This is a genomic window from Micromonospora yasonensis (genome assembly GCF_026013475.1).
In the GTDB taxonomy this organism is placed as follows: Bacteria; Actinomycetota; Actinomycetes; order Mycobacteriales; family Micromonosporaceae; genus Micromonospora; species Micromonospora yasonensis.
On record NZ_JAPDPH010000176.1, the window covers coordinates 1 to 14638 of the forward strand.

The 14638-nt window shown below is 72.3% G+C and carries 14 protein-coding genes and 4 tRNA genes; 11 read left to right on the forward strand and 7 right to left on the reverse strand.

The genetic code is table 11. The annotated features are described in order from the left end of the window. The first annotated feature begins 200 nt into the window (after positions 1-200). Positions 201-605, forward strand: coding sequence for a Fur family transcriptional regulator (locus ONA70_RS27010; protein ID WP_265009312.1), 405 nt, complete (start codon positions 201-203; stop codon positions 603-605). A 35-nt stretch (positions 606-640) separates the two neighbouring features. Further along, on the forward strand, positions 641-2872 hold the full coding sequence (katG, locus tag ONA70_RS27015) for a catalase/peroxidase HPI (RefSeq protein WP_265009300.1): 2232 nt from the start codon (positions 641-643) through the stop codon (positions 2870-2872). An 83-nt stretch (positions 2873-2955) separates the two neighbouring features. On the opposite strand, the gene ONA70_RS27020 is transcribed toward katG, so the two are convergent. Continuing rightward, positions 2956-4170: a PP2C family protein-serine/threonine phosphatase gene (locus ONA70_RS27020; RefSeq protein WP_265009301.1), complete on the reverse strand. Its 1215-nt coding sequence runs from the start codon at positions 4168-4170 to the stop codon at positions 2956-2958. Beyond that, complete coding sequence (locus ONA70_RS27025; protein ID WP_265009302.1) at positions 4142-5194, reverse strand: LacI family DNA-binding transcriptional regulator; 1053 nt, start codon at positions 5192-5194, stop codon at positions 4142-4144. The genes ONA70_RS27020 and ONA70_RS27025 overlap by 29 nt, the downstream gene beginning before the upstream one ends. Before the next feature lie 154 nt (positions 5195-5348). Between ONA70_RS27025 and ONA70_RS27030 the strand changes: the two genes are divergently transcribed. Continuing rightward, a complete protein-coding gene (locus tag ONA70_RS27030) occupies positions 5349-6185 on the forward strand; it encodes a M15 family metallopeptidase (RefSeq protein ID WP_406601248.1) in 837 nt (278 codons plus the stop codon). Positions 6186-6222: 37 nt separating this feature from the next. Here ONA70_RS27030 and ONA70_RS27035 read toward each other — a convergent pair whose 3' ends face one another. Further along, entirely contained in the window at positions 6223-7260 is a 1038-nt protein-coding gene (locus tag ONA70_RS27035; RefSeq protein ID WP_265009303.1) for a M4 family metallopeptidase, read from the reverse strand. A gap of 104 nt (positions 7261-7364) precedes the next feature. Here ONA70_RS27035 and ONA70_RS27040 point away from each other — a divergent pair, with 104 nt between their 5' ends. Further along, the gene (locus tag ONA70_RS27040; RefSeq protein WP_265009304.1) at positions 7365-7871 is read left to right on the forward strand and encodes a DinB family protein; all 507 of its coding nucleotides are present in this window, start codon (positions 7365-7367) and stop codon (positions 7869-7871) included. Positions 7872-7946: 75 nt separating this feature from the next. Here the strand turns inward: ONA70_RS27040 and ONA70_RS27045 are convergent, their stop codons facing one another. The 4 genes from ONA70_RS27045 to ONA70_RS27060 form a co-directional block, all read right to left on the reverse strand. After that, positions 7947-8777, reverse strand: coding sequence for an alpha/beta hydrolase (locus ONA70_RS27045; RefSeq protein ID WP_265009305.1), 831 nt, complete (start codon positions 8775-8777; stop codon positions 7947-7949). A gap of 200 nt (positions 8778-8977) precedes the next feature. Further along, positions 8978-9961 (reverse strand): DUF6058 family natural product biosynthesis protein, encoded by a 984-nt coding sequence (locus tag ONA70_RS27050; RefSeq protein ID WP_265009306.1) that lies wholly within the window; start codon positions 9959-9961, stop codon positions 8978-8980. Between the two features lie 487 nt (positions 9962-10448). Beyond that, complete coding sequence (locus ONA70_RS27055; RefSeq protein WP_265009307.1) at positions 10449-10814, reverse strand: hypothetical protein; 366 nt, start codon at positions 10812-10814, stop codon at positions 10449-10451. A 115-nt stretch (positions 10815-10929) separates the two neighbouring features. Beyond that, positions 10930-11625: a class I SAM-dependent methyltransferase gene (locus ONA70_RS27060; protein WP_265009308.1), complete on the reverse strand. Its 696-nt coding sequence runs from the start codon at positions 11623-11625 to the stop codon at positions 10930-10932. A 92-nt stretch (positions 11626-11717) separates the two neighbouring features. Between ONA70_RS27060 and ONA70_RS27065 the strand changes: the two genes are divergently transcribed. From ONA70_RS27065 to ONA70_RS27095, 7 genes are all read left to right on the forward strand, one after another. Beyond that, positions 11718-12302: a TetR/AcrR family transcriptional regulator gene (locus tag ONA70_RS27065; protein ID WP_265009309.1), complete on the forward strand. Its 585-nt coding sequence runs from the start codon at positions 11718-11720 to the stop codon at positions 12300-12302. A gap of 94 nt (positions 12303-12396) precedes the next feature. Then, complete coding sequence (locus ONA70_RS27070) at positions 12397-12519, forward strand: hypothetical protein (RefSeq protein WP_265009310.1); 123 nt, start codon at positions 12397-12399, stop codon at positions 12517-12519. Between the two features lie 316 nt (positions 12520-12835). Next, a tRNA-Glu gene (locus ONA70_RS27075) sits at positions 12836-12907 on the forward strand. Positions 12908-12934: 27 nt separating this feature from the next. After that, positions 12935-13008, forward strand: a tRNA-Gly gene (locus ONA70_RS27080). A gap of 31 nt (positions 13009-13039) precedes the next feature. Continuing rightward, positions 13040-14239, forward strand: a complete 1200-nt coding sequence (locus ONA70_RS27085) for an RtcB family protein (protein WP_265009311.1) — start codon at positions 13040-13042, stop codon at positions 14237-14239. A 42-nt stretch (positions 14240-14281) separates the two neighbouring features. Beyond that, positions 14282-14354: transfer RNA gene (locus ONA70_RS27090), tRNA-Arg, on the forward strand. A gap of 23 nt (positions 14355-14377) precedes the next feature. Next, positions 14378-14449, forward strand: a tRNA-Gln gene (locus ONA70_RS27095). The last annotated feature ends 189 nt before the right edge of the window (positions 14450-14638 follow it).

Below are 14638 nucleotides of genomic sequence, written 5' to 3' on the forward strand. Positions count from 1 at the left end.
CCGGCGCGACTTCCGGGGCGCGCTGGGGGTCCTGGCCCTGGTGGGGGTGGGCCTGATCGGGGTGGGTCTGTTCGGGACGGCCAGGTCCCGCCGGCCGAAGTGACGACATCGAGCCGGGTGATCTCTCGCCCATATTCTTGACTGATTCCAGAAAACGAGCAAGACTTCCGGGCGTGGTCAGCAGGCCGGATTTCTACCCGATGCTGCGCGGGGCCGCGTTGCGCGTGACCCGGCCCCGGGTGGCGGTGCTGGACGCGGTGCACGCGCATCCGCACGCCGACACCGACGCGATCATCGGCGCCGTGCGCCGGGACCTCCCCGGCGTGTCCCGCCAGGCCGTCTACGACGTGCTGCACGCGCTGACGGGCGCGGGCCTGGTGCGGCGCATCGAGCCCGCCGGCTCCGTGGCTCGCTACGAGTCGCGGGTCGGGGACAACCATCACCACGTGGTGTGCCGATCATGCGGGGCCATCGCCGACGTCGACTGCGTCGTCGGCGAGGTGCCCTGCCTGACCGCGTCCGAGGACAGCGGCTTCTCGATCGACGAGGCCGAGGTCACCTACTGGGGCCTGTGCCCCGACTGTTCCACCGCCGGCAATTCCTGATTCCCCTTGATCCGCCACGTCACGGAAGGAACCCGATGTCCGAGAACCACGACGCCGTCGTCCACGACGCGGAGGCGGGCAGCGAGTCTCGCTGCCCCGTCGCACACGGGCGTGCCCCCCACCCCACCCAGGGTGGCGGCAACAGCGGCTGGTGGCCGAACCGGCTCAACCTGAAGATCCTCGCCAAGAATCCCGCCGTGGCCAACCCCCTCGGTGAGCAGTTCAACTACGCGGAGGCGTTCCAGTCCCTCGACCTCCCCGCCGTCAAGCGGGACATCGCGGAGGTCCTGACGACCTCGCAGGACTGGTGGCCGGCCGACTTCGGCCACTACGGCCCGCTCATGGTCCGGATGGCGTGGCACAGCGCGGGCACCTACCGGATCAGCGACGGCCGCGGTGGCGCCGGTGCCGGGCAGCAGCGCTTCGCGCCGCTCAACAGCTGGCCGGACAACGGGAACCTCGACAAGGCACGCCGCCTGCTGTGGCCGGTCAAGAAGAAGTACGGCCAGAACCTCTCGTGGGCCGACCTGATGGTCCTCGCCGGCAACGTCGCCCTGGAGTCGATGGGCTTCAAGACCTTCGGCTTCGCCGGTGGCCGGGCGGACGTCTGGGAGCCCGACGAGGACGTCTACTGGGGCCCGGAGACCACCTGGCTCGGTGACCAGCGCTACACCGGCGACCGGGACCTGGAGAACCCACTCGCCGCCGTGCAGATGGGCCTCATCTACGTCAATCCGGAGGGGCCGAACGGCACCCCGGACCCGGTCGCCGCGGCCCGGGACATCCGGGAGACGTTCCGTCGGATGGCGATGAACGACGAGGAGACCGTCGCGCTGATCGCCGGTGGTCACACCTTCGGCAAGACCCACGGTGCGGGCCCGGCGGACCACGTCGGCCCGGAGCCCGAGGGCGCCCCGCTCGAGGAGCAGGGCCTGGGCTGGAAGAACAGCTTCGGCACCGGCAAGGGCGCCGACACCATCACCAGCGGGATCGAGGTCACCTGGACCTACCACCCGACCCGGTGGGACAACGAGTTCTTCCACATCCTCTTCGCCTACGAGTGGGAACTGATGCAGTCGCCGGCCGGCGCGCACCAGTGGCGGCCCAAGAACGGCGCGGGCGCCGACATGGTGCCCGAGGCGCACGATCCGTCGAAGCGCCGCGAACCGCGGATGCTCACGACCGACCTCGCGCTCCGGTTCGACCCGGTCTACGAGCAGATCTCGCGCCGCTTCCTGGCGAACCCGGACGAGTTCGCGGACGCCTTCGCCCGGGCCTGGTTCAAGCTGACCCACCGCGACATGGGTCCGGTCGCCCGTTACCTCGGCCCGGAGGTCCCGAGCGAGACGCTGATCTGGCAGGACCCGGTGCCGCCGGTGGACCACGAGCTCGTCGACGCCGACGACGTCGCCACGCTCAAGGGCCAGATCCTCGCCTCGGGGTTGTCCGTGTCCCAGCTGGTCTCCACCGCGTGGGCGTCGGCGTCGACGTTCCGCGGCAGCGACAAGCGCGGCGGCGCCAACGGCGCGCGGATCCGCCTCGAGCCGCAGAACTCCTGGGAGATCAACAACCCCGACGAGCTGGCGCGGGTGCTGCGCACCCTGGAAGGGATCCAGGAGGCGTTCAACGCGGCCCAGACCGGCGGGAAGAAGATCTCGCTCGCCGACCTGATCGTGCTCGCCGGCAGCGCCGGCGTCGAGCAGGCCGCCCGGAACGCCGGCATCGACGTCGAGGTCCCCTTCACCCCGGGGCGTACCGACGCGTCGCAGGAGCAGACCGACGTCGAGTCGTTCGCCGTCATGGAGCCGACCGCGGACGGGTTCCGCAACTACCTCGGCAAGGGCCACCCGCTGCCGGCCGAGTTCCTCCTGGTCGACAAGGCGAACCTGCTCACCCTGAGCGCGCCGGAGATGACGGTCCTCGTCGGCGGTCTCCGCGTCCTCGGGGCGAACCACCAGCAGTCGCCGCTGGGCGTCCTCACCACGGTCCCCGGGTCGCTGACCAACGACTTCTTCGTCAACCTGCTCGACCTGGGTACGACGTGGCAGCCGACGGCCGGGGACGCGAACACCTTCGAGGGCCGCGACCTCGTCACCGGCGAGGTGAAGTGGACCGGCACCCGGGCCGACCTCGTCTTCGGCTCGAACTCCGAGCTGCGCGCGCTGGCCGAGGTCTACGCCGGCGACGACGCGCGGGAGAAGTTCGTGCACGACTTCGTCGCGGCGTGGGTCAAGGTCATGAACCTGGACCGGTTCGACCTCGCCTGATCCGGGCACCCGGGCCGGCCCCGAGGGCCGGCCCGGGCGCGGCGGCCGGAAGACCCGCCGGTGCCGGGTACGGCCGTCGGTGGTCAGCCGGTGGCCCGGCGGATGGCCAGCAACGCGATGTCGTCCGCGGGGTGCTCGGCGTCGAGGGTCGCCATGATCGTGTCGCACACGGTCTCGGCGGGCGCGACCGGGATCGCGGCCATCAGCCGGGCGACCCCGGCGTCGAACAGCTCGCCGCGGCGTTCGACGAGTCCGTCGGTGTAGGACACGAGGACCGCGCCGGCGGGGAAGTCCACCGTCACGGCCCGGCGCTCCCCGCGCCCGCGATCGGTGCCGAGCGGCGGGTCGATCCGGGCGGGGAACATGGCCGCCGGCCGGCCGGGCGCGGCCAGGATCGGTCGGGGGTGACCGGCCAGGGACAGGCGGATGGTGGCCCCGTCGGGGGAGACCATCGCGTACAGGGCGGTGGTCAGGCTGCCGGCCTCGAAGTGGACCACCTTCCGGTCGAGGAGGGTGAGGGCCTCCGCCGGGTCGTCGCAGACGAGGGCGTACGCGCGCAGGGCGCTGCGGACCCGCCCCATCACCACCGCCGACTGCAGCCCGTGGCCGGACACGTCACCCATCACCACCCCGAGCCAGCCGGAGGGGAGGGTGAACACGTCGTACCAGTCGCCACCGACGCCCGAGGCGTGTCCGGGGACGTACCGGCCGGCCATCTCCAGGTTCGGCACCTTCGGGAACTCGGCGGGGATCAGGCTCCGTTGCAGGGCCAGTGCGGCCGTGTGGTCCAGGCTGCTCTCCCGGACCCGGCTGGCCAGCCCGACGTGGTTGGCGACCAGCTCCAGCAGGCGGACGTCGTCATCGGTGAACCGGCGCGAGGTGAGGGTGCCGACGTGCAGCACGCCGATGAGCCGGCCCTGCGACATGATCGGTACGCCGAGCAGGGAGCGGAGCCCCGCGTGCAGCAGGACGGGGTTGACCACCTTGTCGGCCGTCACCTCCTCGATGATCACGGGCTGGCGGGTCAGCGCGACGCGGCCGGCGAACCCCCGACCGATCGAGACGCGGAAACCCTGGCGGACCTCCTCCTCCAGCCCCTTCGCCGCAGTGGCGACCAGGTGCCGGGCACGGACGTCGAGCAGGAGGATGGCGGCCGTGTCGACCTGCAGCAGGTCGCGGACCCGGTCAAGGACCTCGTCGAAGAGGTCGGCGGCGTCGAGGCGCGACAGCGTGGCGTCGGTCGCCGCCTCGATACGGCGCAACCGCTCCTCATCCCGCTGGCTCTCCGCGCGGACCACCCCCGGATCCTAGTCGCCGGGCCGTGGAGCTGTCCCGCACCACCAGCTCGGTGGCCAGCTCGACCCGGGGCGACTCGATCTCCTCTCCCTGGGACAGTCGCAGCACCGTGCGGGCGGCGAGCCGCCCCATCTCGACCAGCGGCTGCCGCACGGTGGTCAGCGGCGGTGACGCCCAGCGGGCCTCGGGCAGGTCGTCGAAGCCGACCACGCTGACGTCGTCGGCGACCCGCAGCCCGCGGCGGCGCACCGCCTCGTAGACGCCGAAGGCCATCTGATCGCTGGCCGCGAAGATCGCGGTCGGCGGATCGGCCAGCTCCAGCAGCGCGGATCCCGCGGCGAAGCCGGACGAGTGGTAGAAGTCGCCGGGCTGCACGAGCCGGTCGTCCGGCGGGACGTCGGCCCGCTCCAGGGCGGCCCGGTAGCCGTCCAGCCGGGCCCGGCTGCAGAGCAGGTGCGTCGGACCGGCCACGAAACCGATCCGGCGGTGCCCGAGGCCGAGCAGGTGCTCGGTGGCGGCGAGACCCCCGGCCCAGTTGGTGGCGCCGATGGTGGGCACATCGGTGGCCGGCGTGCCGGCCGGGTCGACCACCACGACGGGCACGTCGAGCCGGCGCAGCTGGGTGTGCACCGGTGGGCTCAGGTGCGAGGTCACCACGATGACTCCGTCGGAGGCTCGGGCCCGCAGGTTCTGCAGCCACTGGCGGGTCGAGGTGGACTCCCGGTGGATCGCCGAGACCACAATGCCGACTCCAGCCGCGTGGCCGACGTCCTCCACGCCCCGGATGATCTCCACCGCCCATGGGCTGTCCAGGTCGGGAAAGACCAGGTCGAGCAGGCCGGCCCGGCGGACGGCACGGTTGCCGCGCCGCCGGTAGCCGTGGTGGCGCAACAGCTCCTCGACCCGTTCCCGGGTGTCGGGAGCGACGTCCGAGCGGCCGTTGAGCACCCGGGAGACGGTGGGCACGGAGACCCCGGCCTCATGCGCGATCGCGGTGATGGTCACCCTGCGCTCGTCCGCGTTCACCCGCGTCTCCTTCACCCGGCCGTGCCGCCGAAGCTGCGGAACGGCGTCCGCCCCACGGCCATCTTGCCGTACCGGTCGGGGGTCGACGACAACGCGGCGCGGCCCTGGCGTTCCCTGCGCTGCGTCACCGGCCGCGGCTGGTAGACATGCCAGCGTGGGCACAACGAGACGGATGACCGTCGGCCTGGCCGTGCTGGCCGCGGCGCTCGCCGCCGGCTGCCAGCGGCCCGCGCCGCGCCCGTCGCCGGCCCCGACGTCGGCACCCGCGCCGTCCGCCAGCCCGACGGGGCCCCGCGCCCCGGCCGACTTCGTCGACCTCGCCGCCGTCGACCCGAGCATCCGCACCGACATCCGGTACGCCACCCCGCACAACTTCGTCGGCCGGCCGGTCACCGGCTACGCCGAGCCGCGCTGCCTGCTCACCCGTCGGGCGGCGGAGGCGCTGCACCGGGTGCAGGGCGCCGCGCTCGCCCAGAACCGCAGCCTCAAGGTGTACGACTGCTACCGCCCACAGCAGGCGGTGAACGACTTCGTCGCCTGGGCGAAACTCCCCGGCGAGCAGCAGATGAAGGGCGAGTTCTATCCCGACGAGCCCAAGGACCGGCTCTTCGCCGACGGTTACATCGGCGCGCCGACCGCGCACAGCCGGGGCAGCACCCTCGACCTCACCCTGGTCCCGGTGCCCACCCCCGACCAGCCGGCGTACGCGCCGGGGCAACCGCTGGTGGCCTGCACCGTGCCCGCCGGGCGGCGGTTCCCCGACAACTCCGTCGACATGGGCACCGGCTTCGACTGCTTCGACTCCCGCGCGCACACCGCCGACGCCCGGATCACCGGGGCGGCCCGCGACAACCGGCAGCTGCTCAAGCGGCTGATGACCGCGCAGGGCTTCGAGAACTACGACCGCGAGTGGTGGCACTACCGCTACCGCGACGAGCCGTACCCGAAGACGTACTTCGACTTCCCGGTGGCCCGGTCGTCGCTGCGGTGAGCGCCGCCCCGGCGGGGAGCGGCGCCCACCGGCGGCGTCAGAGGATGCCGCGGGCGGCGAAGGCGGCCCGGGCCGCGTTCGCGGCCTGGGTGCCGTAGAGGCGCTGGGCGGCGGCCACGGTGGCCAGCGCCGCGTCCCGGAACGTGGTGTCCTTGGCGAAGTCGAACTGCGCGTCCACGATCAGCGTGGTGGCCCGGCGGTCACCGAGCGCGGTGCGGATGTCCCACAGCGCGCGGGACCAGATCTCGCCGTCGGCGTGCACCTCGCCGCGCAGGTCACCCGGGTAGACCTTGGTGCCGTCGAGGCGGCGCAGGCAGTGCGGGGCGGTACGGGTGTACGAGACGGAGTCCCAGTCGGCCACGCAGGCCTCCGGGGTCTTCGTCGGCACGCCGGTGGCCCAGCTGGACACCGCGACCGCCAGGTAGTCGCCGAACGCCTCGCCGATCGCGCCGGACTCCAGCGTGGTGCCGAAGCCGGGCACCTGGCCGTCCTGCACCGAGTGGCCGTACTCGTGGACGATCACCTCGGCGTCCTCGGCGTCGTCCACCCCACCCTTGCCCAGGGTGATGTTCGCCTTGTCCTCGCGGAAGAACGAGTTGTCGCCGCCGTACTGGCCGATGCGCAGCTCGATCTGCCGCTGGTTGACCGGGCGCAGGGTGCTGCCGAAGCCGAGCGACTGCAGGTACGCCTGGGCGGTGTTCACCCAGTGGTAGCCCATCACCTGCTCGAACTGGTCGGCGTCGCGGTGCCACGCCGGGTACCCGCCGTCGGCCGCCCGGGCCGGCGTGCCGGTGCTGCTCTTGACCACGACGTACTTCCCGGTGAGGGTGCCGGAGCTGTCCAGGTTGGTCAGCAGCACCGACCGGTACGCCCCGGCCAGCGCCGGGTAGTCCGCGTCCTGCTGGTCGGTCAGCGACTCGTCGCCGAGCGCCTGCACGGGGTTGGGGGCGAAGACCGTCGCGGTGGCGGTGTGGTCGTAGGTGTCGCCGGCGGCCTGGACGGTCGTGCCGCCGGCCACCAGCGCCGCGGTGACCGCCGAGGCGACCAGCGCGGAACGTCGGATGTGGGGGTGCATGATGATCCCTTCGGAGGTGGATCGATCCGCCGAGACTAGGCTGCCCGGCGAGCACTGCCAAGCATCGACGAGCAGGCCAACCGGCCTGTGTGGGAGGAAGAATCGTGGAGACCGAACGGGTCGGCCCGCCGCTGCGGGCCGGGGAGCGGGAGACGCTGCGCGCCTTCCTCGACTTCCACCGGGCCACCCTCGAGCTGAAGTGCGCGGGGCTGACCGACGAGCAGCTGCGCCGGCAGTCGTCGCCGCCGTCGACGCTGTCGCTGCTCGGCCTGGTCCGGCACATGGCCGAGGTGGAGCGCCAGTGGTTCCGCCGGGTCATCAACGGCGAGGACATCCCGCTGGTCTGGTCCGACACCTTCGACTTCCAGGCGGCGTACGACGCCACCACCGCCGACGTCGCCGAGGCGTTCGAGGCGTGGCGGCGGGAGGTCGAGCACGCCCGCCGCATCGAGCGCGAGGCCGAGTCCCTCGACGTGACCGCCTACAACGCGCGCTGGGAGGAGGACGTCTCGCTGCGCCTGGTGATGATGCACATGATGCACGAGTACGCCCGGCACAACGGCCACGCGGACTTCCTCCGGGAGGCCATCGACGGCACCGTCGGCGTCTGACCCGTCGCGCCTCCGCCGCCGGCCAGGGCCCGGAGAACGGGAGGCTGCCCCGCCGGCCACGCACCGCGTGGTCGGTCAGGGGAGCGGGTGGGAGATGCTCCCGGCGTGGTCGGTGACCGACGCGCCGACCACGGTGGCGGTCAGCGGCAGCCAGGCCAGCACGTCCTGGATTTTCGCGTCCCAGTACGCCCAGTCGTGGTCGCCGGGGGAAAAGTCCACGGTCACCGGCACCCCGTGCCGGCGGGCCGCCTCGACGAACCGGGTGCTGTCGTCGTACAGGAAGTCCTCGGTGCCGCAGGCGACGTAGAGCGCCGGCAGGTCGTCGCCGGCCCGCCCCACCAGCGCCACCGTGTCGTCGTCGGCGTCCGCCACCTCCCGGTCGCCCCACACCGTGTGCCAGACATCCGGGTCCATCGGTTTGATCGGGTGCTTCCGCCGATGCGCGACGTTGAGCGCGCCGGAGAGGCTGGCCGCCGCCGCGAACCGGTCCGGCTGCCGCAGCGCCCACTTCATCGCCCCGTAGCCACCCATCGACAGCCCGGCGACGAAGGTGTCCTCCCGCCGCTGCGAGAGGCGGAAGAACGACCGGCAGACCTCGGGCAGCTCCTCGCTGAGGAAGGTCCAGTACCGGTTGCCGTGCGTCTCATCGGTGTAGAAGCTCCGGGCGACCTGCGGCATCACCACCGCCAGCCCGAGCGGTGCGACGTACCGTTCGATCGCGGTGCGCCGGGCCCAGATGGTGTCGTCGTCGGTCAGCCCGTGCAGCAGGTAGAGCACCGGCGGGTCGCCGGCGGTGGCCCCACCGGCCATGCCGATCCCGGCGGAGCTGCGCTCCGGCAGCAGCACCGTCATCGCGGTGCCCAGGCCGAGCGCCTCGGAGAAGAAGTCACATCGGATCCGCGCCACGACGCTGGATCGTACGCCCGGTCCGGGCGCGCCCTCGGGCAGGTCGAGGCAGAGAGAATCCGGGGGTCAAGGGGGCCGAAGGACCTGGAATCGGCCGTTCCTATTGCCGACAGGCGTCCCGGAGGGACAGGATGACCTTGCACGCCGGAAACACACCCGTAACCTGCGTGCAGCTGGTCTCTGTCACGAGGAAGTGGGAGTCAGTCATGAGCGACGTGTCGACGGCACTGGGTGTGCGCCTCTACCCAGACCTGGTCGAGCCGGGCGGACTGGCTCCCGCGCTGGCCGAGACGGCCCTCCGGCACCAGCTCGACGTGGGCCAGGTGACCGCCCCCGACCACGGTCGCGCCCGGTTCACCTGCGCGGAGCTGACCTCCGACCGGGGCGTCGTCTGCGTGGGGCTCGGCTCCCAGGCCCGATACTTCATGATCGACCTGCGGGTGGCCGGCGAGGTCCAGGCCCGGGGCGACGCCACCGACCTGGTCCAGGTCGCCCAGGTGGCCGCCGCCTGGCAGGCCGGGGCAACCGTCGCCGACCTCACCACGCGGTTCCCCTTCATGGAAGAGATGAAGCGCTACCCGGTCGCCCAGGCCGGCTAGCCGGGGCCATCCGGCCCGCACCGCGTCCACGCAGGTGTCCCGCGAGGTGGGGCCGCCGAACCGGAGCCGGTCGTACCCGGTGAACGCCGGTTCGAGGGCGTCCAACTCGTCGACCAGCGCGTGCAGCCGGTCGAGCCAGGCCGCCGATCCGGCGTCCGGCTCGGCCGGTGCGGCCCGGATCGCCACCGTCAGCTCGTCCTTGCGGCGGATCGTCTCCGGGCTTACCGAGTGCAGGCAGACGTACTGCCCGCTCAGGTAGGCGTCCCACTCGGCCGCGCCCTGCGCCCGGTCCGCCCACTGCCCGACGAACCACTCCGGCAGCCGCGCCGCCCCGCCGGCCCGCTCCGCAAGGGCGAACAGGTCGGCCGGGACCATCTCCGCGCCGTCCGAGCGCAGATAGCCCGGCAGCGGCAACCGCCGGTCCAGCATCAACCGGCGTACGTCGTTCGGATCCCGCCCGGTCGCCGCGCACAAGTCGTCCAGCACCACGAACTGCCCGTTGACGTACGCGTCGTCCGCCGCCGTCATCGGGTGCACCCCGTTGACCTGCCGAAACCGCTCCGCCACCCGCTGCCGCAACTGCATTCCGCCCCCTCCTCCCGAGAAAGGCTAGGCCCGGCACCGTTCGGGACTGGCCGAAATGTCCGCGCGACCATCCATCGCGGTGCCCGGCTGGAAAGTGCGCCGTGCAGAGAGACCTGGCCAACGGCGCATGTAGGTCGGAAATCGTGGCGCACGGTGCTGTCTGACCCCAGCGGTAGCGTGGGCCTGCACGGATGGCGAGGAGGACGGATCGTGGCAAAAAGCCGGGAGAAGGTCAGCGAGCAGCGGTGGCCAGCGGTCGACTTCGACGGCATCGCAGAGGCCCTGCAGGTGCTCGTCCCACACGCGCTGGGCGACAATCGGGGAACGGTTGCGCGCAGTGCTGCCGGTGGGCGCCCGCTGGGAGGCCGGCCGCGCCGCGCAGCTGCGCCAGGCAGCGAGCGCCCTGGGGTACGAGTTGGTCCGCACCCACCCCATCGACGACCTGCGCATCCCCTGCCTGGCGGCGAGCGACGACACCGACCGCCGCCTACCGAAGTGGTTCGACGTCACCGCCGCCGACGAGGGCTGGCAGCTGCGGATCGACGCTGACGCCGGACGGCTGCGGCAACGGTGCGGCGACGAGCATCCGGACGTGGACGACGAAGACCTCGGCGAGGCCATCGACCAGGTGCTGGACGACCTCATGCTCTCCGAAGATGAGGTTGCGTGGACGGTAGAAGGCTTCTGGTGGGAAGGCGCCCTCGCGGTCGCGCGCCCGATCGACGACCCGTTCGACCCTGTGGCGCTGTCCGAGGCATTGTGCGAGGGCGTCGAGGCGGTGGCTGCCCTCCACGTCACCGTCACCACCCGCGTCACCGCCCTCTTGCACGATGCCGACCAGCCCAACCGGCAAGACGGCGGATCCTCCGCGCCGTCCGAGCGCAGATACCCGGCAGCGGCAGCCGCCGGTCAAGCATCAGCCGACGTACGTCGTCCGGGTCCCGCCCGGCCGCGCACCAGCCGACTTGTTAGGGCCGGGACCCTCCGGTGCCCGCCGAACCGTCGGTCGTCGGTCGCCGGGCCTGCACGTAGCGCAGAGAGGGCCAGCGGTCCCCGGATCCGGCCAGCTCGAAGCCGGCCCGCTGGACCAGGTCGGCGAGGTCGGGCATCGTGTGGTGCTGCCGCGCATGCCGGGCCAGCACACCGAACAGGTTGGCGACGCGCAGGTGGCGTGGTCGCTCGCGGAAGTCGGCGAGGAGGAGCCGCCCGCCGGGGCGGAGCACCCGGCGCATCTCGCGGAGGGCGGCCACCCGGTCGTCGGCCGGCAGGTGGTGGATGGCGAGGCTGGAGACGACCGCGTCGAAGGAGGCATCCGGGTGGGGCAGCGCCTGCGCGCCGGCCACCTCGAAGGTGCAGTTGACCGGTGACCGCGTCGAGGCGTACGCGATGACCGACGGGGACGGGTCGATGCCGACGGCCGCGCCGTCCGAGCCGACGACCCGGGCCGCCCTGCGGGTGAGGTAACCGGTGCCGCAGCCGATGTCGAGCACCCGGTCGCCGGGGCCGATGCCGCTCAGGGTGACCAGCCCGTCGTAGACCTGCCGGCGGCGCCCCAGCATGCCGATCCGCGCCGTCCACTCGTAGCGCCGGGCGTGGCGGATCAGCGCATCGCCCCGGTCCTCCCCGTGCTCGTGCCGCTCGTGGGAATGCTGCCCGTGTCTCATCGACGTCCCGTCCGTCTCCGTCGAATTTACGATACATACTGTCTAGCACATAAACGCCATGACGGGAAACCGTCGACCTGTACGATCGCTACGTGCCGAAGTTGTGGGACGAGACGATCGAGGCGCACCGCCGGGCGGTGCACGACTCGATCCTCAACGCGACCGTGGAACTCGTCGCGGAGCGCGGGGCCCTTACCGTCACTATGTCCCAGATCGCAGAGAAGTCCGGAATTGGCCGCGCCACGCTCTACAAGTACTTCCCGGACGTGCAGGCGATCCTGCTCGCCTGGCGCGACCGCGAGGTCGCCGCCCACCTGGCCCAGCTCGCCGAGGCCCGGGACCGGGCCGGCGACCCCCGCGCGCGACTGGAGGCCGTGCTCGACACGTACGCCCGCAACCAGCGCGACCGGATCCGCCACCACGCCCTGTTCGGCGCGGAACTCGGGGCGCTTCTGCACCGCGACACCCATGTCGGCGACGCGCACCGCCAGGTCGCCGACCTGCTCCGCGACCTGCTCACCGACGCCGCCCGAGCCGGCCAGGTCCGCGACGACGTGCCCCCGGCCGAACTGGCCGCGTACTGCCTGCACGCCCTGCACGCCGCCGCCGTCCTGCCGTCCGCCGCCGCGGTCCGCCGACTCGTCGCCGTCACCCTGGCCGGCCTCCGGACGGGCTGATCCCGGCCCGCCCGAATATTCATTGCGATCGCCGCGGTGGTGCGCCTACCGTGAACGAGCAACATCAACCGGTTCCACACCCAGGGAGCACACCGTGTCGCAGCAGAACCGCACCCAGGCCGAGCGGCCCGCGCCGCGCGGCGGTGCCCTGCTGCCGGAAGGCAACCTGGCCCGCTGCCGACGGCAGCGGTGGCAACCGGGGTGGTGGCGCGACTAGCGCCGGCGTGACACACGCGCAGCCGCCCGCCCCGCAACCAGGGACCGGGCGGCTTTTTTGTCACGGGTCCGAGGGGCTCCGCGCAATGGCCGAGCATCCTCCCCCTGCTTCACGTGTCCCGGCTCACCGCCGGCGACGTCGATTCTTCTCAACTCCACAGTGGACGGCATGAGTACGATCCCGGCCGGCGCCCGCGCGCCGGCCGGGCATCCGGGACGAGGGAGCTGGCTGACCCGCTCGCCTTGGGCGCGAGAGACACGCGGTTCGATTCCGCGGTCCCGGACTTTGCGTGGACGGCAACCCCGCCGTCCCGCACGGGCCGTTGGAGCAATGGCAGCTCACCCGGCTCTCACCCGGGAGGCTACGGGTTCAAGTCCCGTACGGCCTACGCCCGGTCCCGTCCCGGGACCCGCCCGCGGTTGTAGCGCAGCCAGGCAGCGCGTCACCCCGCCACGGTGAAGATCGCCGGTTCGAATCCGGCCAACCGCTCGGACAACCAGTGAAGATCGAGGAGACGACGATGGGTTTCACCCCGCTGGCCGGTACCCGGGCGCCGGTCCGGGTCTGGACCGACCCGTACGCCATCGAGGCGCAGGCGGCCAAGCAGCTACGCAACATCGGTGCGCTGCCGTGGGTGCACGGCGTCGCCGTCATGCCGGACGTGCACTTCGGCAAGGGCGCCACCGTCGGCTCGGTCATCGCGATGCGGCAGGCCGTCTCGCCGGCCGCCGTAGGTGTGGACATCGGCTGCGGCATGTCGGCGGTCCGCACCTCGCTCACCGCCACGGACCTGCCCGACGACCTCGCCCCGCTGCGTACGGCGATCGAGGCGGCCATCCCGGTCGGCTTCGCCATGCGCGACGATCCGGTCGACCCGCGCCGGATCCGGGGCCTGGAGCAGCGCGGCTGGGACGACTTCTGGCGGCGCTTCGGCACCCTCGACCGGCAGGTCGCGCAGTTGGAGACCCGGGCCGCGCGCCAGCTCGGCACCCTCGGCGGCGGCAACCACTTCATCGAGGTCTGTCTCGAGCAGGGCGGCCCGGACGACGGCCGGGTCTGGCTGATGCTGCACTCCGGTTCGCGCAACATCGGCAAGGAACTGGCCGAGCGGCACATGGCGGTCGCCCGCGGCCTGCCGCACAACGTCGACCTGCCCGACCGGGACCTCGCGGTGTTCCTCGCCGGCACCCCGGAGATGGACGCCTACCGCCGGGACCTCTGGTGGGCGCAGGAGTACGCGCGGCGCAACCGCGCCGTCATGCTCGCCCTGCTCTGCCAGGTGGTTCGCGACGAGTTCCCGCAGGTGACCTTCGACGAGCACACCTCGTGCCACCACAACTATGTGGCGGAGGAGACGTACGACGGGGTGGACGTGCTGGTCACCCGCAAGGGCGCCATCCGGGCCGGGCAGGGCGACCTGGGCATCATCCCCGGCTCGATGGGCACCGGCTCGTACATCGTGCGCGGCAAGGGCAACCTCGACGCGTACTGCTCGGCGTCGCACGGCGCCGGGCGGCGCATGTCCCGCGGGCAGGCGAAGCGGACGTACAGCACCGAGGACCTGGCCCGGCAGACGGCCGGCGTCGAGTGCCGCAAGGACGCCGGGGTGGTCGACGAGATCCCCGGCGCGTACAAGGACATCACCCAGGTGATGGCCCAGCAGGAGGACCTGGTCGAGGTGGTCGCCCACCTCAAGCAGGTCGTCTGCGTGAAGGGCTGACACCTGACCGGCGCCCCTCGGGGGTGGGGCGTCGGTCATCCCGCCCCGATGGCGTAGCGGACAACGCGTCGGTCTACGAAACCGAAGAGCCCAGGTTCGAATCCTGGTCGGGGCACGGTCCGCGGTCCGCGGATCCCATGCGAGCTGGTGCAAGTGGCAGCACATCCGACTCTGGATCGGAAGATTGAGGTTCGAGTCCTCCGCTCGCAGCTCACGCCCTCGTAGCCCAATGGCAGAGGCACCGTCTTCAGGAGGCGGTCAGTGTGCGTTCGAATCGCACCCCGGGTACGGCGGGCGGGGCTGTTTCCCCCCCTCATGCCCCCCTGGCGCAGCGGGAAGCGCGTCGGGCTCCGAATCCCAAGGCCGCTGGTTCGACTCCCGCCCGGGGCGCCGCTTCAT

Coding starts and splice junctions, on each gene's coding strand:
- ONA70_RS27010 (WP_265009312.1), top strand. CDS start 201: ATGCTGCGCGGGGCCGCGTTGCGCGTGACCCGGCCCCGGGTGGCGGTG.
- katG (WP_265009300.1), top strand. CDS start 641: ATGTCCGAGAACCACGACGCCGTCGTCCACGACGCGGAGGCGGGCAGC.
- ONA70_RS27035 (WP_265009303.1), bottom strand. CDS start 7,260: ATGCACCCCCACATCCGACGTTCCGCGCTGGTCGCCTCGGCGGTCACC.
- ONA70_RS27050 (WP_265009306.1), bottom strand. CDS start 9,961: ATGCAGTTGCGGCAGCGGGTGGCGGAGCGGTTTCGGCAGGTCAACGGG.
- ONA70_RS27060 (WP_265009308.1), bottom strand. CDS start 11,625: ATGAGACACGGGCAGCATTCCCACGAGCGGCACGAGCACGGGGAGGAC.
- ONA70_RS27085 (WP_265009311.1), top strand. CDS start 13,040: ATGGGTTTCACCCCGCTGGCCGGTACCCGGGCGCCGGTCCGGGTCTGG.